This window comes from Corynebacterium sp. EPI-003-04-2554_SCH2473622 (genome assembly GCF_001665955.1).
Taxonomy (GTDB): domain Bacteria; phylum Actinomycetota; class Actinomycetes; order Mycobacteriales; family Mycobacteriaceae; genus Corynebacterium; species Corynebacterium pseudodiphtheriticum.
This window is the reverse complement of the sequence record NZ_LZMN01000043.1, coordinates 57,884-78,372: the sequence shown is the minus strand read 5'-3', so window position 1 is coordinate 78,372 and position 20,489 is coordinate 57,884. Positions and strand designations below refer to the sequence as shown.

Annotated in this window: 20 protein-coding genes and 1 tRNA gene; 14 read left to right on the top strand and 7 right to left on the bottom strand. The window is 52.4% G+C overall.

The genetic code is table 11. From position 1 onward, the window contains the following. The first annotated feature begins 16 nt into the window (after positions 1 to 16). Positions 17 to 1,090, top strand: a complete 1,074-nt coding sequence (locus tag A5774_RS05210; protein WP_021353926.1) for a ferrochelatase — start codon at positions 17 to 19, stop codon at positions 1,088 to 1,090. Between the two features lie 62 nt (positions 1,091 to 1,152). Here A5774_RS05210 and A5774_RS05205 read toward each other — a convergent pair whose 3' ends face one another. Beyond that, positions 1,153 to 1,923: a hypothetical protein gene (locus A5774_RS05205; protein WP_021353925.1), complete on the bottom strand. Its 771-nt coding sequence runs from the start codon at positions 1,921 to 1,923 to the stop codon at positions 1,153 to 1,155. A 33-nt stretch (positions 1,924 to 1,956) separates the two neighbouring features. On the opposite strand from A5774_RS05205, the gene A5774_RS05200 reads away from it, so the two are divergent. Beyond that, the gene (locus A5774_RS05200; protein ID WP_023019471.1) at positions 1,957 to 2,805 is read left to right on the top strand and encodes a DUF3097 domain-containing protein; all 849 of its coding nucleotides are present in this window, start codon (positions 1,957 to 1,959) and stop codon (positions 2,803 to 2,805) included. On the opposite strand, the gene A5774_RS05195 is transcribed toward A5774_RS05200, so the two are convergent. Further along, positions 2,771 to 3,343 carry a helix-turn-helix domain-containing protein gene (locus A5774_RS05195; RefSeq protein WP_023019472.1) on the bottom strand — a complete coding sequence of 191 codons (573 nt, stop codon included), beginning with the start codon at positions 3,341 to 3,343 and terminating at the stop codon, positions 2,771 to 2,773. The genes A5774_RS05200 and A5774_RS05195 overlap by 35 nt on opposite strands. A gap of 102 nt (positions 3,344 to 3,445) precedes the next feature. After that, complete coding sequence (locus tag A5774_RS05190; RefSeq protein ID WP_081703847.1) at positions 3,446 to 4,153, bottom strand: TVP38/TMEM64 family protein; 708 nt, start codon at positions 4,151 to 4,153, stop codon at positions 3,446 to 3,448. Positions 4,154 to 4,511: 358 nt separating this feature from the next. Here A5774_RS05190 and A5774_RS05185 point away from each other — a divergent pair, with 358 nt between their 5' ends. From A5774_RS05185 to A5774_RS05175, 3 genes are read left to right on the top strand one after another with little or no spacing between them, the layout of a single operon-like run. Next, a complete protein-coding gene (locus A5774_RS05185; protein ID WP_023019474.1) occupies positions 4,512 to 5,711 on the top strand; it encodes an ABC transporter substrate-binding protein in 1,200 nt (399 codons plus the stop codon). A 2-nt stretch (positions 5,712 to 5,713) separates the two neighbouring features. After that, a complete protein-coding gene (locus A5774_RS05180; protein WP_023019831.1) occupies positions 5,714 to 6,856 on the top strand; it encodes an iron ABC transporter permease in 1,143 nt (380 codons plus the stop codon). A 35-nt stretch (positions 6,857 to 6,891) separates the two neighbouring features. Beyond that, complete coding sequence (locus A5774_RS05175; protein WP_034646082.1) at positions 6,892 to 7,659, top strand: ABC transporter ATP-binding protein; 768 nt, start codon at positions 6,892 to 6,894, stop codon at positions 7,657 to 7,659. 102 nt (positions 7,660 to 7,761) lie between these two features. Here A5774_RS05175 and A5774_RS05170 read toward each other — a convergent pair. Continuing rightward, positions 7,762 to 7,847: transfer RNA gene (locus A5774_RS05170), tRNA-Leu, on the bottom strand. A gap of 270 nt (positions 7,848 to 8,117) precedes the next feature. Between A5774_RS05170 and A5774_RS05165 the strand changes: the two genes are divergently transcribed. Together A5774_RS05165 and A5774_RS05160 are read left to right on the top strand one after the other, a co-directional pair. Continuing rightward, entirely contained in the window at positions 8,118 to 8,657 is a 540-nt protein-coding gene (locus tag A5774_RS05165; RefSeq protein WP_021353918.1) for a YbhB/YbcL family Raf kinase inhibitor-like protein, read from the top strand. A 23-nt stretch (positions 8,658 to 8,680) separates the two neighbouring features. Further along, entirely contained in the window at positions 8,681 to 9,097 is a 417-nt protein-coding gene (locus tag A5774_RS05160) for a hypothetical protein (RefSeq protein WP_064833676.1), read from the top strand. Here the strand turns inward: A5774_RS05160 and A5774_RS05155 are convergent. Further along, the gene (locus A5774_RS05155) at positions 9,094 to 10,269 is read right to left on the bottom strand and encodes a quinone-dependent dihydroorotate dehydrogenase (protein ID WP_156519548.1); all 1,176 of its coding nucleotides are present in this window, start codon (positions 10,267 to 10,269) and stop codon (positions 9,094 to 9,096) included. The genes A5774_RS05160 and A5774_RS05155 overlap by 4 nt on opposite strands. A 2-nt stretch (positions 10,270 to 10,271) precedes the next feature. Then, positions 10,272 to 11,366 carry a hypothetical protein gene (locus tag A5774_RS05150; RefSeq protein WP_152514662.1) on the bottom strand — a complete coding sequence of 365 codons (1,095 nt, stop codon included), beginning with the start codon at positions 11,364 to 11,366 and terminating at the stop codon, positions 10,272 to 10,274. A gap of 161 nt (positions 11,367 to 11,527) precedes the next feature. Between A5774_RS05150 and A5774_RS05145 the strand changes: the two genes are divergently transcribed. From A5774_RS05145 to A5774_RS05120, 6 genes are all read left to right on the top strand, one after another. Then, complete coding sequence (locus A5774_RS05145) at positions 11,528 to 12,355, top strand: undecaprenyl-diphosphate phosphatase (RefSeq protein ID WP_024272915.1); 828 nt, start codon at positions 11,528 to 11,530, stop codon at positions 12,353 to 12,355. A gap of 21 nt (positions 12,356 to 12,376) precedes the next feature. Next, entirely contained in the window at positions 12,377 to 13,630 is a 1,254-nt protein-coding gene (gene mshC / locus A5774_RS05140; protein WP_064833674.1) for a cysteine--1-D-myo-inosityl 2-amino-2-deoxy-alpha-D-glucopyranoside ligase, read from the top strand. Between the two features lie 18 nt (positions 13,631 to 13,648). Next, complete coding sequence (locus tag A5774_RS05135; protein ID WP_197490258.1) at positions 13,649 to 13,921, top strand: phosphoribosyl-ATP diphosphatase; 273 nt, start codon at positions 13,649 to 13,651, stop codon at positions 13,919 to 13,921. 24 nt (positions 13,922 to 13,945) lie between these two features. Further along, positions 13,946 to 14,791, top strand: coding sequence for an ATP phosphoribosyltransferase (hisG, locus tag A5774_RS05130; RefSeq protein ID WP_027017360.1), 846 nt, complete (start codon positions 13,946 to 13,948; stop codon positions 14,789 to 14,791). A gap of 75 nt (positions 14,792 to 14,866) precedes the next feature. Further along, on the top strand, positions 14,867 to 16,387 hold the full coding sequence (gene aspA, locus A5774_RS05125; RefSeq protein WP_021353911.1) for an aspartate ammonia-lyase: 1,521 nt from the start codon (positions 14,867 to 14,869) through the stop codon (positions 16,385 to 16,387). A gap of 115 nt (positions 16,388 to 16,502) precedes the next feature. Next, entirely contained in the window at positions 16,503 to 18,167 is a 1,665-nt protein-coding gene (locus A5774_RS05120) for a formate--tetrahydrofolate ligase (RefSeq protein WP_021353910.1), read from the top strand. Between the two features lie 89 nt (positions 18,168 to 18,256). On the opposite strand, the gene A5774_RS05115 is transcribed toward A5774_RS05120, so the two are convergent. Next, a complete protein-coding gene (locus tag A5774_RS05115) occupies positions 18,257 to 19,111 on the bottom strand; it encodes a RecB family exonuclease (protein ID WP_023019484.1) in 855 nt (284 codons plus the stop codon). 91 nt (positions 19,112 to 19,202) lie between these two features. Here A5774_RS05115 and A5774_RS05110 point away from each other — a divergent pair, with 91 nt between their 5' ends. Beyond that, positions 19,203 to 20,489: a M18 family aminopeptidase gene (locus A5774_RS05110; protein WP_021353908.1), complete on the top strand. Its 1,287-nt coding sequence runs from the start codon at positions 19,203 to 19,205 to the stop codon at positions 20,487 to 20,489.

The following is a 20,489-nucleotide window of genomic DNA, read 5'->3' as shown; positions in this document are numbered from 1 at the left end:
TTGCTAGGCTAAGGGCATGACTGATTTGCATCCCTTGACTGACTACGACGCGCTCCTCGTCCTTTCCTTTGGCGGCCCCGAGGGAACAGACGAGGTTGTGCCATTTCTAGAGAACGTGACTCGCGGACGGGGAATTCCACGCGAACGCCTAGAAGAAGTCGGTGAACACTATTTCAATTTTGGTGGAATTAGCCCCATCAACCAGCAAAACCGCGAGCTGATTGCAAATCTAGAGGAAGCACTTGCTCGGAGAGAGATTGATTTGCCGGTGTATTTCGGCAACCGCAACTGGCATCCATTCGCGGAAGATGCAGCTGAAAAAATCGCTCACGATGGGCATCGCAAAGTACTCGTGTTAGCAACCTCTGCTTGGGGTGGGTATTCAGCATGCCGCCAGTACAACGAAGATATCAAGCGAGTCCGCGAACATCTAGCAGCGAAGAACCTCCCGGAAATTCATTTCACCAAGATCCGCCAGTTCTTTTCGCACCCAACTTTCATAGCAGAGACCGCTGCTGCAATCGAAGCAGCCTATGAAAAAATCCCAAGTGAACGGCGTGATCACACTCGGATGTTGTTTACTGCGCATTCTGTGCCGAACCGGCACGATGACGTTGGTGGTGCTGACGGTGATAAAAACCTGTATTCACGACAGGTTACAGAAGCCGCCCGCTTGGCTGCGAACAAGGCTGGCATCCAGGATTATGATCTCGTATGGCAATCACGTTCCGGTGACCCTCGAGTGCCGTGGTTAGAACCAGACATCGTCGACCACACTGAGCACTTGGCGGACAGCCAAGGAACAAAAGCCGTCGTTGTTTGTGCAATCGGATTTATCACCGATCACATGGAGGTTTTGTGGGATCTGGACACAGAACTCGTAGAAGCTGCGCAAGAAAAAGACGTCCATGTTGAGCGTGCGCGGACTGCAGGGCTAACTCAAGAATTCGCAGAGATGGTGGTCGACATTGCTGCAGAGTCCGCTGCTGGTGAAATTATTGAAAAGCTTGGAAATGTGACGGTCCAAGGAAATACAGACAACGGGGAACCGTGTGCTCCCGGTTGCTGCGACATTTGGACAAAAGCGTAGCGCTTAACAAACTGAGTATGGCGACCCAGGTTCTAGGTTTGTCCGTTCTCGATTTTGGCGGATTAGCGCCAACTGCGCGCGAATTCTGCGCATGCCCGTTCAACCCCAGCCATGCGTGCATGCCGCAGATGACGAAACAGCCCGAATAGATAAGGATCAAGGCTGTGGTCGCCTAGTTTATCCGTCAGCATTTCGATGGTTGCGGCAACAGTATCCGCGCGTGCAAACAATTTTGCAACCCTGGGTGGAACAGAGCCGGGAAGCCCGGGGATATCATAAAAATCAGCCAGCGTACCAATGGTCATACGGGCATTGGGAAGATCTGCTGGGGCATGCCCAGATTTTTCAATTAGCTCAGCCGCAGTATTGGTTGCTTGGCTTAGATAATAATCCGCATCACCAGCAAGCAGGCCAGAGGTAGCTGGCAGTGGCAAGGCTTCACGAATCCAAGTCCATTCAGTGGTCCCGTTAATATAGCGTGGGATAAGAACGTGGTGTAGCTCTGGATCGTTGTCTTTAACCACAATTGCGCCAGGGGCAGGATCGCGCACTAGATTTTGGGCAGACTCTCCAGTAACGGGAAGAGCCGGTGGTCCACCAGGGCCTGCTAGTACAAGTTTAAGTACAGGCTCTGGCTCTGTAAGGATTGCCGAAGTGGCTGCACGTAGGCCAGACAGAAGCTCGATAATTGCGGTACCTTCCAGAGTATTAGTACCACCTAATTCTTGTAATGCATCGATCGTGGCGTCGCTTGATTCGTAGCCATAAAGCCAAGCGGCAAGCCAGACTGCGGTATTTTGCACGGGGGAATAAACTTCGGCGCGGATAGACATCGTTGGCCATCCTAATCGATACACTGACAGGCTATGAACAGTAAGCGGTATAGTGGCGATATTTTGCAGGGCCACAAGCGTAAACAAGCGCCAAGTTTCCCCGACCTAAAAGCACAACCAGGTATGGTCTTGGAAGTTGTTGGAGAAGATTTTGTTGGGGCACTTATCGATATAGACAAGACATTTTCCGGGCACTTAGCACGATTAGAAGATCGCCATGGTACCCGCCGGGTCTTCCCAATTATTCCCGGGGGTTTTCTATTTGAAGGTCAGCGGGTTAGTTTGTCGAAAAGTCTCCAGAAACCCACCCCGCAAATGCCGACCCATTCGAAGTCAGGATCTCGTCGCGTGCACAATATTAGCGCCAAGGTGGCCGCCCCATCGCGCATCTGGGTGGAAGGGATCCACGATGCAGCACTCGTCGAAAAGATTTGGGGCCATGATTTACGCGTCGAAGGCGTAGTCGTGGAGTACTTAGAAGGGCTAGACAACCTGGCAGAACGCCTTGCGGAATTTCAGCCGACGGAGCAACGCCGTATCGGAGTACTTGCGGACCACTTAATTGCTGGTACCAAGGAGGCTCGCTTAACAGAGGAGGTTGGCCCGCATGTTTTAGTTACGGGACACCCGTATGTGGATATTTGGGAAGCAGTAAAACCTGAGCGTGTCGGACTAGAAAATTGGCCGAAAGTTCCACGGGGGCAAGACTGGAAAACCGGCGTGTGTGAGGCTGTGGGCTGGTCTGACCCGAAAGAAGCCTGGCATCGGATTTATAACTCAGTGCATTCCTTCCGGGATATAGACATTTCACTAATCGGCGCAGTCGAGCGTTTGGTGGATTTCGTTACTAATCCTGAGCTGCAGAAATCTGATCTGCTTTAGACAATAGGTTGACGGCTAAACGCCAGCCTGCGGTCTCCGCAGCCCAGCCCGCGGCTTGCAAGCGCTGTGAAATTGCCTGTTTCGAAATCCCCAATTCTTCGGCTGCTTCATTCTGGCTTAACCCTCGCCGAACCAGTGCGGTAGCTTCTCTACCTTCATAGGTGCGCTTGTTGAGTACCTGCCCGAGCAATGCAAAACATGCCGCGACGTCTTCGGCAGTGGCAGGCGGTGCCGAAACCACTGCCACACGTACAGTTCCAGCGCGGGCATTCCTCGGCAGCGTGCGCTGTGCAGCAGACCGTGCGGCCTCGTGTTCTCGGGCAATCCCAATCCCCACTGACCATTCACCGTCGGCAAGCAAAGCCATGGTGATATCGCACACGGTGGATGGGTCAGTCATGGTGGAGACGATGTCTTCTATGCCCACGACGTCAAAGCCATCAACGCCATCCAAACTCGATAAAGCAGCAGCAGAGCGCTGAACCAAATCGGCACGACGGGATGCGCTCCCACGGTATCGGGCGTGGACAGCGAGCATAACGCCTCCTAGATAACAGCTAGACGGGCAACAAAACAATTAGCGGGAAGCGGGCTGGTGGCAATAAGCGTCGTGCTTTCCGAGATCAATCTGGAAGCTAGTCTATACCTCAGACTTGATTACCGTACGAGTCTGGACTGGCATGCGAGCATCTAGGATCAGCCCGCCGATACCAACAACTGCAATAGCTGCCAGCAATACAACCACGAGCGGGTTGGTACCAGCAATCAACGTATCCCCAAACAGCACCCCAACGACGGTTCCTGGTGCAGATCCGATGAGAGTCGCGATTACGAAAGGAATAAAAGGGATCGATGTTAGCGCGGCGGTGTAGTTGACGAGAGAAAACGGTACACCTGCGATGAGTCTTAAGGACGCAACTGCGAGCCATCCGCGTTTGCGCAACCGATAATTGATACCGGCAACCGCAGGGTGTTTGAGGCGAGGAGCCATCCAGTCGCCCAGTAGCCAACGAACAAGCAACAGCGAAATAGCTGCCGACGCCGTAAGAGCGGTCAATGCTATAAGCAAGCCTGTCCAGGGACCGTACAAGATTCCCGATGCCACGGTCCACACCGTCCGTGGCAAGGGAAATTGCGTGAAAAACACGTACCCCAACCAAAACAGCAGCATAAATCCATTTCCTGCAGAATCGGCAGATTCGCGTAACGAGCTCAGCGTAGGGAAATCGATCAGGATGAATAACACGAGCAAGCTGACAGCAATCGCACCAACGGTCAAGAAACGTGCCAGGGACCAGCGTCGAATGGAAGCCCATGCATCACGACGAATGGTGGTGCAAAAATGCATGAAGCTCTTGATCCACGGAGTGCGTCGTCGTGCGCGTCCGACTTTTTCTGACTGTTGCTGGAGCTGGTGCGTGTGGCTTCCTTCTGAATCCATGAGTATCCAGTCTAGTGGTTGTCCGTCAACTCTGGAGCAATGTGGGGTTGGTTTTAAGAGTGTTAACTGTGCTCAGAATGTTTAGGACACCTCTAATAATGCGTACGGGGGCGGGGGGCAGAGACAAGCCCTTAAACAGCTATATTTGTGATGTGCAACATATGGCAGGAAACATTCAAAAAGATATTGTTGAGACTCGCCTAAATAGGTAGTATAAGCCTGTCCTTATCATGATATTGGCTGAAATTTTAGTTCAAGGAGAAAAATGTCTCGCAATACCAGAAAAATCTTGACGACGATGGCGGCTGGTGTCGTGTCTGCAACGGTTCTTGTTGCCTGCAGTTCAGAAGAAGCCAAACAAGCAAATGGCGATTCTTCTACCGGTAACAACGATGGCGATAACTCTGGCGCTATCACGTTGACCGACATTGCCGGCCGGGAGGTTACCCTCGAAGAAGAACCCGAGCGCATCATCCTCGGCGAAGGACGCTCGCTATTTGCCACCGGTATTTTGAATACCGAAAACCCCTTGGACAAGATCGTCGGTATCGGCACTGACCTGAAACAGAATGTGCCAGACTACTACAACCGATTGGAAGAAAAGCTTCCAGAAGTCAGTGAAATTCCTGAAATCGGTGGCCTATCCAAAGGGGACGTCACCGTGGAAAACCTTTTGAGCATGGCGCCAGATTTGGTCGTTTTGTCAATGGATACCTACGAAGCTTCGGAAAAAGCTGGCTTGACCACAAAGATGGACGAAGCCGGTGTGGAATACGTCGTCACGGACTTCCGTGCGAAACCATTACAAAACACCACAAAATCGATGGAGCTGTTTGGCCAAATTTTTGGTCAAGAACAGCGCGCGGAAGAATTCAACAAGGACTGGCAAGAAATCGTGGACCTGGTGCAGGAACGCGCAGCCAAAGTTACTGAGAAGCCTAAGACCTTTGTGTGGCGAGCTGCGGGTGTCTTGGATTGCTGTGGCTCATGGAATGACTCAAATATCTCACAACTGGTTAATACCGCAGGCGGAGACAATGTTGGCGATCACGTGATTGAAGGTGAATCCGGTGCATTGACACCAGAAAAGGTCTTGGAATCCGACCCAGACATGATCATCGCTACCGGGGGAGATTGGTCTGAAAAGAAAGACGACCAAGGTAACCCAGTGGGCTATGCCGCTGTCGGCTACGGTATCGACGAATCCGAAGCAAAAGCTAGCATCGCTAAATTGCCGGAAGTACAGCCCGGTTTTGAAAGCCTACGCGCCGTCAAAGATAACCAGCTGCACGCATTGTGGCACCAGTTCTACAACTCTCCTTTCAACTACCTGGCTCTGCTACAGATTGCGCAGTGGATTAACCCAGAAGCCTACGAAGACATTGACGTCGAGCAGAAGTGGCTGGATTCACAAAAGAAGTACTCGCCAATCTCTGGCGAGGGTACTTTGTTTAGCACTAATTAATAATGATGAACGAGACACAGCGGATTGTGACACGAGGCATCTCTGCACCAAAGTCCCCAGCCAAACCACCTGCTGTCGACAAAATAGAGGTGGCAAACAAGGCAGTATTAGAGCTTGGTCGGCAGCATAGAAAGCTGACCTGGCAACGCATCGGTATTGTGTCTGGTCTTTGCGCAGTTGCAATCGCTGCCTTCGTTACGAGTAATTTCGTAGGTGCGATTGATATCAGCCCTGGCGAAGTCATCACTGGAATAGTTAACCCATCGAGTTTGGACGAACAAACCCACACTGTTCTCTGGCGGCTACGCCTGCCGATGGCAGTGATGGCGTTGTTAATTGGGGTTAGTTTGTCTCTCGCGGGCGCAGAGATGCAGACAATCCTCAACAACCCACTCGCAGAACCTTTTACTCTGGGAATTTCAGCTGCTGCAGCATTCGGTGGCGCCAGCGCAATTGTTCTGCACTGGCAGATTGTCGCGCAGCCGCAGCTCAACCTGGCGTTAGTAGCTTGGTTATCGTCGGTAGTCGCTACTGGCATCATTGTCGTTGCTGCCGTGCTGCGAGGCGTACGAGCAGAAACAATGGTGCTGTTAGGCATTGGGCTGGTATTTTTCTTCCAAGCCATGCTGGCATTAATTCAATACCGGTCATCAGCAGAAGCTCTGCAACAGATCGTATTTTGGTCAATGGGATCGCTGACCCGCGCCAGTTGGACCGGAAATGCGGTGTTAGCGGGGGTGTTGGTAATTGCGCTTCCCGTTCTTTGGGCTTTGTCATGGCAATTGACGGCGCTTCGGTTGGGAGATGCCCGAGCAGCAGCGATGGGCGTGAATACTTCCGCGCTAAGGGTGATCGTGTTGGTTGTGGTCTCTTTGGTGGCAGCAACCACCGTGGCCTTTGCAGGGATCATTGGCTTCATCGGGCTCGTGGGGCCACACATTGCCCGCATGCTGGTTGGAGAAGACCAACGGTATTTTATACCTGCCTCCATGGCTGCCGGTGCAGCAGTGATGTGTACCGCACATGCGTTGAGCTTGATCGTCAAACCTGGGCTAGCAATTCCAATTGGCATCGTAACTTCGCTGCTAGGTGTACCTTTCTTTATCGCGATCGTTATGGCTAAGAGGAGGGCGCTGTGGAGCTAAAAAATGCAACACCAACGCCTGCGAATCATGCGCCGATGGAAGTGAAACTCGCAATTACTGGACTGAGTGCTACCTACGGGGCACACCGAGTACTGCATAATGTCAATGTTGAAGCATTGACTGGAGGTCAAGTTGTTGGGCTGCTAGGACCAAATGCTTCGGGGAAAACAACGCTGATTAAAACACTTGCCGACGTTCACCGTAGTTATGCGGGCGACATAGATTTTCTAGTCGACGGAATCGCGCCACGTGGAAAGACCAAGAGACAGCTGACTGGCTACGTGCCACAGGATCTGCCAACCACCGCAGCCTTACGGGCATTCGAAGCCGTGCTTATCGCTGCACGACGAGAATCATGCGAAGATCCGGTACTCCGAACTGGAGAGGTGATGCACGAGCTAGGTCTCGACGACATCGCCACCCGGTACCTCAATGAGCTGTCGGGGGGCCAACGCCAGCTAGTTGCCCTCGCGCAAATGCTGGTGGGGCGGCCGGGGCTAATGCTTTTAGATGAGCCGACTTCCGCTTTGGACCTTCACCATCAACTATTTGTCCTTTCTCAGGTACGCGCAAAAGCACAGAAAGAGGGGAGTCTAGGCCTGATTGCCATCCATGACATCAACCTTGCTGCGCGAATGTGTGACACGCTTATGGTGCTTAAAGACGGGTGTATCCGCGCACAGGGAGTCCCGAAAGACGTGCTGAACCGGGAGTTAGTTGAATCCGTATATCACGTCGAGGCGGATATTCTACTCCACGGAGACGTTCCACTGATTGCACCATTGCAGGCTGTGCGTTACTAACTTCCTCACAGGAGGGCCCAAGATGGGCTCTCCGAAAAGCAAAGTGGAGTAGATAAAAAATCTCGAGGCATCCTAGAAAAAGATGCCTCGAGATTAAAAGTGTGCCCGGAGCGGGACTTGAACCCGCACGTCCGTTAATAGGACACTGACACCTCAAGCCAGCGCGTCTGCCATTCCGCCACCCGGGCAGGGTGCAGTAAAAACTCGAGAAATTGAACTTCCAGTTGAAGCTTCAACAGAAGTTAATATTTTCCCGATTTTTAACTCGGCAACGTTGACTTACTATAGTCATCCGGACAAACAAGCGCAAATAGGCAGGTTAAACCTACTAAATCACTGTTTATTTCCGGTCTGGATTCCGAAAAGGCGCTTGTGTCTGGCAGTGACTCACCCCGTTAGGTGCATGGCGGTTAGCCACCCCACAGAGATTTCTGCTGCATTCAGGTACAAATAGTGTCATGACCGATTACGCAAACGATTCCCGTTTTCCTGGACCTGACCCTTACGCACCGTTGAATGATCTTCCTTCATTCACCCTTACTTCCACTGATCTTGTCGACGGTGACGAGATTCCCGAGAAGTTTCGTGCGCCCAGCAGCGAATCACCGCAACTTGCATGGTCTAATCTGCCGGAAGGTACCAAATCATTGGCAGTTACCTGCTTTGATCCTGACGCACCGACTGCGTCCGGTTTTTGGCACTGGGCTGCATTCAACATTCCTGTTGACGTCAACGAGCTCCCAACCAATGCTGGGGCCGCGGAAGGTTTGGGGATTGCTGGTGTACAGTCGCTGATCAATGATTCTGGCGAGCGCACTCACTTCGGTGCACAGCCCCCAGAAGGCCACGGACCACACCGTTACCTCTACGCAGTACACGCGGTAGACACTGAAGAGCTAGACATCCCTGATGATGCAACACCTACCGTGCTGGGCTTCAATCTGCATTTCCATGCAATTGGGCGCGCAATCTTGTGGGGCTGGGCCGAAACTAAGTAAGAAGGGCACTATGCTGTTGATCTATGGCAGCAAAAAACTCTTCTTCAAAAGAATCTAACTCCGCTAAACGCGAAGTTACAGTGCCGCTGGCTTTAAGAGCTGGCGGCGCTTTTATTGCGTTGGCGGTGGCACTGGCGATCTTCGGTATCATCGCCTGGTTATCTGATGGTTGGGCAGTGCCATTCGCCATCACCCCCGCATTTTTAGGAATCTGTGTGGCGGCAGTATTATTTGGCGCTTTTGCCACTGTTAACCGCGCACAAAAGCCTAGTGTGGCTCAGGTCGTCGCACTGTCCATTGCGGTCGCATTCATTGTTGTCAGCCAGTTCCTGCCCAAAACACCGCTTGGTTTCATGGGGCAGCATTGGCTGTTCATGTATGCGATATTATGTGTCATTTGTGCACTGGTTTTAAGGCGTTCGGTCATGCCGAAAATTTAGTTTTCCCGCCACTCTAAACCAGATCCTACGGCCGCAGAGATATTGTCCAGTCCGTGTGCCTCAAGCTGATTTAGCAGCCCCCGGTGGATACTGGTAATCCAGCCCGGTCCACCATAAATCAAGCCAGTGTACCCTTGCAGAAGTGTCGCGCCCGCGGTAATCCGCTCCCAAGCTTGCTGTGGCGTGGTAATACCACCAACCGAAATCAACACCAACTCGTCACCAACGCGGTTATGCAGCCTGTGTAAGATCTCTAACGATCGCTGCGCGACAGGCGGACCAGATATGCCTCCTGCTCCTGCAGCCTCGACCTCAGAAGCTGGCGTCTGTAAACCTGCACGCGAGATTGTGGTATTCGTGGCAATGATCCCTGCCAGCCCAAGTTCCACCGCGAGATCCGCACAGGCATCGACATCAGCATTAGAAAGATCCGGTGCAATCTTTAACAACACCGGGCTGGTACATACCTCTTGTACAGCTTGCAATATCGGGCGCAGTGATTCCACGGCCTGCAGATCGCGCAGTCCAGGGGTGTTCGGCGAAGAGACATTAACCACTAAATAATCTGCCGCTGATCCAAGCACAGAAGCAGACCGTCTGTAGTCGTCGGCCGCATATTCAACGGGAGTTGTCTTCGTTTTTCCGATATTGATACCGATGATGCCGCGCTGTGCAGCATCTCCGCTAGTGATGTGCCCGCGGAGATTCTGTGCTGCCTGGGCTGCGCCGTCATTATTAAAGCCCATACGGTTCAGAATTGCACGATCTTTTTTCAAGCGGAATAAGCGCGGCTGTGGGTTTCCTGGTTGCGCGTCAGCGGTGACAGTTCCTAGTTCCGCGTAACCGAAGCCGATAGCCGACCAAGCTTTAGCAGCTCGCGCATTCTTATCAAACCCGGCTGCCAATCCGAGAGGACGTGGGAATCGCACACCGAACACTTCCTGAGCCAGTCGGGGATCATTAGTGCTCAGTACCGTTGCTAGCGCTTTTCGAAGCAGCCGGGAAGAATTCACTAAAGCCATCACGCTATCAGCGCCGTGGTGTACGCGCTCCGGATCGAGGCGAAACATCACGCGCAATGCCGCGCTATAAGCCTTGTTGTACGCGGTCGATCGGAAACTCGTGACCCCGGATCGCATGGTTTTCTGCGCTTGCCGAAACTCTGGTGCCATGATTATCCGTTCTCCTCGGGTTGTTCGGAAAGTTCTGAATTAGATAATTCCGGGTCAGTTATTACCTGAATACCGTGACCTGTTGCGGAGGCGAGCACGACCGTTCCATCATCAGCTACCACCAGCGACTGAGCATCGGGAATGGTCTTAAGCTGCCCTGTTTGCTGTGGGACACCACTAGAAATGCGGAAAGCTGTCAACAGATTTTCTTTTGTCGATGCCGTCCAAGCGACATCCCGTTTACTATCCCAGGCAACAGCCCACGGACCTGCAGGTGCTGGAACCGTCTGATGCAAACGGATGACGTCCAACGCAGTATAGACAGCTAGCTGTTCACCACGTGCGTCGGTGGCTAAAACAAGCCCCTCATCACCCACAGCAATTTCGCCGACTCCCAGTCCTACGCGCAAGGTTCCACCGCCGCGTTCATTGCGCCAGTCCAAGTTTTGAATGGTCGTGTCCTCACGCCAGGTGCGCACTAGCTGCTCGCCGTGCGATTTCGATTCCACATGTACTAACTGATCAGTCGGAGCAGCCGCAGTAAACCTGCTGATGACCTCTCCAGTTGGGGCCACCATTGCCACTTCTGCTGACTTTTCAGATGCGACCACTAGATCACCATTATTCATGCGGGTTGCAGCAGTAATTGGAAAATCAACCTTCGGGGTAATCCTCTCTGCTTTCGCCGCGCCAGCTGGAATAACTTGCAGAGAGTCACCACAGGCGAGGATAAAATGCTGCTCAGTAGCGGTCAGTTCACCGCATTCTGCAGCGATATCGATGACGCTGCCAGCGTCGGCAAGCTCATCAACAGTGCCCAGCCACAGAGAATCAGGCATGCGCAGGGCCAAATTTTTGCCCGTAACAGCCATGTCAGAAACCTCGCTGAACTCTGGCCGTGCAATCAGCTCGCCAACAAGCCCTGAAGCGTCTACCTGAGTCGAACTTGGGACCGGGGTAGCGTTTCCCATTTCTGGAACGTCTGCACCCGGTATCGCCGGATTGTCCGCGCAAGCAGCCAAAGCGGCACCGGTTACGAAAACAAGGGCAGGAATTGCGTATGGACGAAAATGCGTCGACCGAAATCGAATATTCACAACTACATAGCTTATCAGTGCAGGCTAGCGCCGCCGAACGCTACAACAAGCACGTAATGCTTGCCTATGGGTATATTCTAGTAGCCGTGATTACGACCGATTTAACCTCCGGTACCACAAGCTACGCCGCGGAAGTCACAGCGAGTGCAGATGCGTTGGACATGACGTGGATACAAGTGATCGTATTATCCATCGTTCAAGGTTTAACTGAGTTTCTTCCGGTTTCTTCGTCAGGGCACCTCCGGATTTTTTCTGAGTTCTTCTGGGATGCAGATGCCGGAGCGTCGTTTACCGCGGTAATTCAGCTCGGCACAGAGATTGCCGTGGTGATATTTTTCTGGCGCGAAATTGTGCAGATTGTGCGCGGTTGGTTACGCGGGCTCATGGACAAAAACTCGCGCGGTGCCGACTGGAAAATGGGCTGGATGATCATCGTGGGCTCTATCCCGATCGGCGTAGTTGGGTTTTTAGCAAAAGATTTCATCCGAGACTCCCTACGCAACCTGTGGATTACTGCAGCCGTGCTGATTTTGTTTTCCTTTGTTTTCATCGCCGCAGAGCGCTGGGGGAAAAAGACTCGTGAGAGCGGTGAGCTGAATTTCCGTGATGCCATCATCATGGGACTGGCACAATGCTTGGCGCTGATTCCCGGGGTGTCGCGTTCCGGTGGCACGATTTCGGCCGGCTTATTCTTAAACCTTGACCGAGAAGTGGCAACCCGTTTCAGCTTTCTACTGGCAATTCCGGCGGTGATGGCATCCGGGTTGTTTTCGCTTCCCGACGCCTTCGGTCCAGCTTCTGGGCAGGCTGCAAGTGCTGCGCAGCTAGCCGTAGGTACGTTAGTAGCGGGCTTGGTCGGTTATGCAGCGATTGCTTGGTTGCTGAAGTTCGTTGCTAATCATTCCTTTGCCTGGTTTGCGGCCTACCGAATCCCCCTCGGACTGCTGGTCATGCTGCTATTGGGGCTTGGAGTTCTACAACCAGTCTAAATGTCGTTACAGTAAGACATTATGAAATCTTGGCCTTCTCCAGTTGTCCCCACCATTCCAGCGCGCCACGGTAACCCAGTGCCTTTGCGGCTTTATGACACCGCTGATCAACGTATCCGCGAAGTCAGCTTTCAGAACTCAGAGGGCCCCGCGGGCATGTACGTCTGCGGGATCACTCCATATGATTCGACGCACCTGGGACACGCGGCCACCTATTTGACGTTTGACCTCGTGTATCGCGCACTATTGGACAATGGGCGCTCGGTACATTTTGTGCAAAACGTCACGGATGTCGATGATCCTCTATTTGAGCGTGCCGAACGCGACAACCAGGACTGGCGCGAACTGGGCACAGAGCAAACCGATTTATTCCGCTCTGATATGGAGCAACTAGGAGTTATCCCACCGCAGCATTTCATGTCGGTATCAGAAACCGTCGATGAAATCATAGATATTGTGGGGAGTTTATTAGACCAGGGCAAAGCTTATATCCTAGATGGTGAATATCCCGACATCTACGCCCCGATTACCGCAACCAAACAGTTTGGCTATGAATCAAACTTCACACGCGAAGAAATGCTAGAAGTCTTCGCAGAACGTGGCGGTGATCCTGAACGCCCAGGAAAACATGATGAGCTGGACGCTCTGATTTGGAAAGCAGAGCGGAAAGGCGAGCCGGCATGGGAGGCACCGTTTGGCCGTGGGCGACCGGGGTGGCATATCGAATGTGCAGCTATCGCTGCTAATCGTCTAGGCGCACGCTTTGATATCCAGGGTGGCGGATCGGATTTAGTTTTCCCGCACCATGAATTTTCTGCAGCCCACATCGAAGCAGCTTATGAGGTTGATCGCATGGCTGGGCATTATGTTCATGCGGGAATGATCGGTCTAGATGGCACCAAGATGTCGAAATCCCTAGGTAACCTAGTCTTCATCCACAAACTGACCGCCAATGGACACGAACCGTCGGCAATCCGCTTAGGCGTTTATTCCCAACATTACCGAAGCGACCGTGATTGGTCCGAGGAGCTTTTGGTTGAAAGTGAACAACGGCTTGCCCTTTGGCGAGCGGCTCTGCAACAGTCTGGCAGCCTGGGGAAGGCGGAAGAATTGGTGCGCAGCATCCGTGAATGCATCGCCGATGACTTAGATTCACCAGGAGCTTTGCAGGCTGTTGATACCTGGGCGAAACACCCACGCGGCGAGGATGATCCGGAGGCCGCTGCACTCGTCGTATGCGCACTAGATTCACTGTTTGGAATTTCTCTCCAGTGACCAGGGTTATGCCCTAGAATGGCGGTCGTGAAGAATTTTGACGAGTTGCATGCAGAATTAACCCAGAAAGTACAGCAGCGCCCCGAAAACTCGGGAACTGTGCAAGCCTTAGATTCGGGTGTACATCACATCGGCAAAAAAATCATTGAAGAGGCCGGGGAAGTTTGGATCGCTGCGGAATACCAATCGGATGAGGAACTCTCTGAAGAAATTTCGCAGTTGTTGTATTGGACCCAGGTCATGATGGTGGCCCGTGGCCTTAATCCAAATGACATTTACCGTTATCTCTAGACAACCGCTAAGCCAGGTATTTTTATGATTAAAATTGCCATCCCTAACAAGGGCTCACTCTCTGAAACCGCGCAGTCCATTCTCAAAGAAGCAGGGTATAAAACTCGCGGTTATAGCAAAGCACTGGCGGTTGCTGATACTGAGCATGACATTGAGTTTTTCTTTCTCCGGCCGAAAGACATCCCCATTTATGTGGCAAATGGCCAACTCGATCTCGGTATCACTGGCCGTGATCTGGCAGTAGATTCTCGAGCAGCCGTAGACGAAGTATTGCCACTGGGGTTCGGCGACTCACGCTTCTTTTTCGCAGCTCCGGCTGACGAGCATTGGGAGGTGGAGCAACTAGCGGGTAAACGAATTGCGACTTCGTACCCAAACTTGGTTCGCGACTATCTCGCGAAACGTGACATTTCCGCAGAAGTTATCCGCCTCGACGGAGCAGTAGAAATCTCCATTAAGCTCGGCGTAGCTGATGCTATCGCCGATGTTGTATCGACTGGCAATACCTTGCGCCAACAGGGGCTGCAAGCTTTCGGTGAGCCGATCATTGAATCTGAAGCAGTAGTGATTTCCCGTCGCGGGACCAGGGTCAGTGATGAGCAGCAAATCTTGCTCTCTCGCATTCAGGGAATTTTACACGCACAAAACTACGTGATGATCGACTACAACATTTGCCGGGAAAACCTAGATGCAGCCGCCAAGTTCACTCCGGGTCTAACCGGACCAACGGTGTCGCCATTGGCCCGCGATAATTGGGTAGCAGTACGTGCACTCGTCCCTAGAAAAGAAGCCAACAATCTCATGGATAAACTCTCCGCTGTTGGCGCAGAGGCCATTTTGGCTTCTGATCTTCGCATAGCCCGTATGTAGTAATCCAGGTATTCTGGAAAATGGAAACGATTAACGACCTCACGGTGCCGTTAGGCGCGAAGGAGTGACTTGTAGATGGCTAAAAAGACCGACGAGAATTCTGCGGATCAGACGCAAAATATCGACGCGAAAAAGAACGAGGATTCGAAGAAGACTACAGCTAGCAAGTCAACCAAGAAGACTCGCACTGAACGCGACCTGCTCGGCGAGATGGAAGTTCCAAATGACGTCTACTACGGTGTCCACACCATGCGCGCCATCGACAATTTCCAAATTTCCTGGGTGACCATCAACAACGTGCCTGAGTTTATTCGTGGCATGGTGATGGTGAAAAAAGCAGCAGCCATGGCCAATCGCCGTTTGCACACGCTGCCCAAGAAGAAAGCTGAAGCTATTATCTGGGCCTGCGACCAGATTTTGGAAAAAGGTCGCTGCATGGATCAGTTCCCACTGGACGTGTTCCAGGGTGGAGCGGGTACTTCGCTGAACATGAACACCAATGAGGTCGTGACAAACCTGGCATTGGAATACCTGGGCGAGGAAAAAGGCGCCTACCACGTCCTCAACCCCAATGATGACGTGAACATGTCTCAATCGACCAACGACGCATACCCAACCGGCTTCCGTCTTGGGCTGTATGCCGTCCTGGACCGCTTGATCGAACAAATCGGCAAGTTGGAACAGTCCTTCACCAAGAAAGCACACGAATTCGCCGACATTCTGAAGATGGGCCGTACACAGCTGCAGGATGCTGTGCCGATGACTCTTGGCGACGAATTCCGTGCATTCGGGGCTAACCTGGCCGAAGAGCTTTCGGTGCTGCGCGAAGCGCAGGAACGCCTGTTGGAAATCAACCTTGGCGCAACAGCGATCGGTACGGGAGTCAACACTCCTGCTGGCTACCGGCACCAGGTTACCGCAGCGCTATCGGAAGTCTCGGGCCTAGAGTTAAAGACCGCGCGTGACCTCATCGAAGCTACCTCTGATACCGGCGCCTACGTACTGGCACACTCGGCGGTTAAACGCGCGGCCTCCAAGCTGGGCAAGATCAGCAATGACTTACGTTTGTTGTCTTCCGGTCCTCGTACCGGGCTAAACGAGATCAATTTGCCGGAACGACAAGCTGGTTCGTCGATCATGCCGGCCAAGGTCAATCCGGTTATTCCCGAAGTTGTCAACCAGACAGTATTCAAGGTTTTCGGCAACGACTTGACCGTGTCCATGGCCTCAGAAGCCGGACAGCTGCAGCTTAACGTCATGGAACCTGCGATGGGTGAGGCCTTGTTCCAATCCGTTCGTATTTTGGGCAATGCTGTGGATGCTTTGCGTGAGAAGTGCGTCGACGGGATCACGGCAAACGCGGATGTCTGCCGGGAGTACGTAGAAAATTCCATCGGTATCGTCACCTATTTGAATCCACTCATCGGCCACCACCAAGGTGATCTCATCGGTAAGGAAGCGGCTAAAACCGGTAAATCTGTCCGCGAACTAGTGCTAGAAAAAGGCTTGCTGGATGAAGAAACCGTCGATCGTATTCTGTCCAAAGAAAACCTCATGCACCCAGAATTCCGCGGTAAACTTTACCTGGACGACTAATTAAGGTGTGCGCCCGTTAAGCTAGCTGTTCATCCTAGGGATGAACTATCGCACCAGACTATTAGTGCGAATATTATGCCCATCACTTAAGCCTAGAAGGGCTAAAGTGGTGGGCATGAGTTCTTTTCCTACTGACGTAGAAATCGCAAACAATCACCAGCTAGAGCCAATCGCAGAGATTGCACGCAAAGCTCAAATTCCCGCTGAGGCTCTGATTCCTTACGGTGAGAAGAAAGCCAAGATCGATACCAGTAAGCTCGACTGGAGCCGAAAAGACGGCAAGCTAGTGCTGGTCACTGGAGTATCGCCGACACCAGCTGGTGAAGGAAAATCCACCACGCTGATCGGATTGACTGATGCATTGGCACACGCCGGCAAGAACGCAATGGTGGCAATTCGGGAACCGTCGCTGGGCCCAGTCATGGGGATTAAAGGTGGGGCTGCTGGGGGAGGCTATTCACAAATCGTCCCCATGGATGAAATCAACTTACATTTCAATGGTGATTTCCACGCCATCACTTCAGCGAACAATACGCTCGCTGCGCTTATTGACAATCATATTCACCAGGGTAATGACTTGGCTATCGACCCACGTCGCGTGACTTGGCAACGTTGCGAAGACGTGAATGACCGTTCATTGCGCTCAGTAGTCACGGGCTTGGGAGGTCCAGGAAACGGGTCCCCGCGGGAGTCTGGTTTCACCATTACCGCAGCATCAGAAATCATGGCGATCGTTGGCTTGTCTACGGATCTCGCAGATTTGCGCAGGCGACTCGGTGACATCACCGTCGGGTACACCTACGACAAACAGCCGGTGACAGCACGCGAGTTGGGTGCTGATGGCGCTTTGACAGTGTTGCTGAAAGACGCTTTGCAACCAAACTTAGTGCAAACCTTAGGCGGTGTTCCGGCCCTTGTGCACACGGGCCCGTTCGGCAACATTGCTCACGGTTGCAACAGTGTACTGGCGACTAAAGTAGCGCTGAACCAAGCCGACATCGTGCTAACAGAAGCCGGCTTTGGTTCTGATCTGGGGGCGGAAAAATTCTTCGACATTAAGGCCCGCCACGCAGGCCTGAATGTTGATGCCGCTGTCGTCGTGGCAACCATTCGCTCCTTAAAGTTTAATGGCGGAGTAGCTAAAACAGACCTGGAAGAATCCAATGTTGACGCATTATCGGCTGGGGTCGCAAACCTGGAACAGCACGTCAACAACATTCGCCAGTTTGGCGTCACACCAGTTGTAGCACTCAATATTTTTGGTTCAGATTCACCTGCAGAAATCGATTTCATGCACGATTGGGCACAAAAATTCGGTGTAGAGCTGGCAGAATCCACTGTATTCGCAAATGGCGGCGCAGGTGCAAAAGACTTGGCCGACAAGGTCCTAGCGCATCTTGACGGGCAATCCACGACACTATATGACCCGTCCAAGGGAGTCGAAGATTCCATAGCAACGATCGCTTCCAAGGTCTATGGCGCAAGTAATGTGGAATATTCTGTTAGCGCACGGAAGGATCTGGATTATCTCCGCGAGTGCGGCTGGGATCAGCTCCCAGTATGTATCTCAAAGACACAATATTCGTTTAGTGATGATCCTTCCCGGCTCGGTGCACCGAAAGGCCACACCCTGCATGTGCGAAAGCTACTTCCGCGTACTGGCGCAGGATTCATCCTTGCCCTCACAGGTGACGTCATGACTATGCCAGGATTGCCAAAACGTCCTGCTGCAGAAGCAATCGACATCACTGACGACGGTGTTATCAGCGGGTTGTCTTAATCGCTGACGGGCCGAGACAGCATCGTCGATCCCGGCCCGTACGGTGTTTGTAAGCTTAGCTCTGCTAGCAGCCCATTGCGCTGAGAACACTATGCAGGATCTGCTGCCGAACCAGGCCACCCGGGGTACGGGGGAGGAGTTCCCCCAAACTCCGGGCATAATTTTTGGTGTGGGCACCATCCACATAATTTCGAGGTTTTTGTGGGGAAGTGCCCGGTTTGCCCGTCACGTTCGATCTTTGCCCATAGTTCGCCGAGATCTCGTTCAAAAAATTCCAGTTCTTCTTTGGACGGAGCCAGCACCATATCGTCAATCACTTTTATATACATCAACCTCAGCTGATGCGGAATGATTTCTTGTAAGCGCCAGTACACCAATGCGTAAAATAGCATTTGGAATCTTGCGTTATGGGAAAAACGCGGGATAGGTTTTTTGCCTGTTTTATAGTCGACAACCCGCACCTCTCCGGTGGGGGCTTTATCCACGCGGTCGATAAAGCCCCGCACAGGAACGCCGTTGGGCAGTACCGTATCAACGTACATTTCCACTGATTCGGCATCGAAACCCTGTGGATTTTCCATCTGGAAATAGCCCTTGACAAGGCTACGACACTGCACCAAGAAATCGTAGGTGTCGCTATCTGGGACTAACTCTATAAGTTCCTCGTCGTCGGAACGCATTTTTTCCCAGTTTGGTTTCAGCATTTTCACCGCGGCAGGGTATGTGCGTTCACGTGCTGGAAGTTTGTGCATTTCTTCGAGAACTGCGTGCACCAGTGTCCCGCGGATTTGCGCGAGAGTTTTCGGTTCCGGCAAACGATCTATGGCCCGAAACCGGTAGAGCAATGGACATTGTTGATAATCACCGGCACGCGAAGGGGAGAGGGCTAGCGGTTTCGGGCGCCGGGGAGCGTCGGTGTTTGAGGTATTGCGCGAAGTGCTCATAATGCTATCCAGCTTAAACGCCTCTACAGGGTTAGCACTAAGCTGGGTAGAACCGAGTTATCGATGAATTTGAGTGGGAAAGTGAGTTGTGATGAACGAAATTAACCAGTTCATGGATTTTTTGGACGCCGCTCCGAGTTCTTTCCATGCCGCACATGCCGTTGCTGATCGTTTGTTTGCCAGTGGTTTCCAAAAACAGGTAGAAGATCAACCGTGGGATGCCAGCCCCGGCGGGCATGTGATTGTCCGTGATGGTGCTGTATTGGCGTGGTTTGTGCCAGATGATGCTGGCCCACATTCTGGTTTCCGGATTATCGGCTCACACACTGATTCACCTGGCTTCAGCCTCAAGCCGCAGCCAGACAGCACGCAGCATGGCTGGCAGCAGTTGGGGGTGGAAATTTACGGTGGCCCGATCATTCCCTCATGGTTTGATCGTGAGCTTACTTTAGCCGGTCAGGTGATCTTTTCCGATGGTTCAGAGCGTTTACTCAATACCGGTCCGATTCTCCGGATTCCACACTTAGCTATTCATCTGGACAGTTCGAAGGAATTTTCCGTTGATAAGCAACAACATCTGCACCCAGTCATGGGACTTGCCGACGCCACCGCCGACGCTGTGAGAGCGCAAGCGCAGCAAGTAGGAATCGCATCGATAATTGCGGGGCAGCTTGGAGTTGCGGAATCTGACATTGCTTCCTGGAGCCTTATTACTGCACCGGCACAACCAGCCAGTTTGTTTGGCGTGAATGCGGACCTCTTGGCTTCTTCGCGCATGGATAATCTATCCAGCGTATTCGCCAGCATGGTCGCGCTCGAACGTGCTGTGGCATCGGGCGATTTTAGTTCTGATATTGCAGTTTTAGCTGCGTTTGACCACGAAGAGGTCGGATCTGCTTCCACGACGGGGGCACAAGGGCCGATTTTGGCCGAGACACTTGAGCGCACAGCAACTGCACTTGGAGCTGACCGCGAAAGCTACTTGCAAATGCTACGACGCTCATCATGTGTGTCTGCGGATGCAGCTCACTCGATCCACCCGAATTATGCCGAAAAACACGATCCACATAATCCACCAATCATTGGTGGTGGTCCTGTCACCAAGATCAATTCAAAACAGCGCTATGCCTCGAATGCGCGGACTATCGCTATGTGGGAAAACGCCTGTCGCGCAGCGATGGTTCCGATCCAGAATTACGTGAGTAAGAACTCGGTACCCTGTGGGTCTACGATCGGCCCGGCAACAGCTACAGCGCTAGGTATCGATACTGTTGACGTCGGAGTACCAATGCTATCGATGCATTCTGCCCGAGAAATGATTGGTGTCCACGACCAATTATGGCTCTCCCAAGCACTAGAGTCCTACCTGATCAATTAA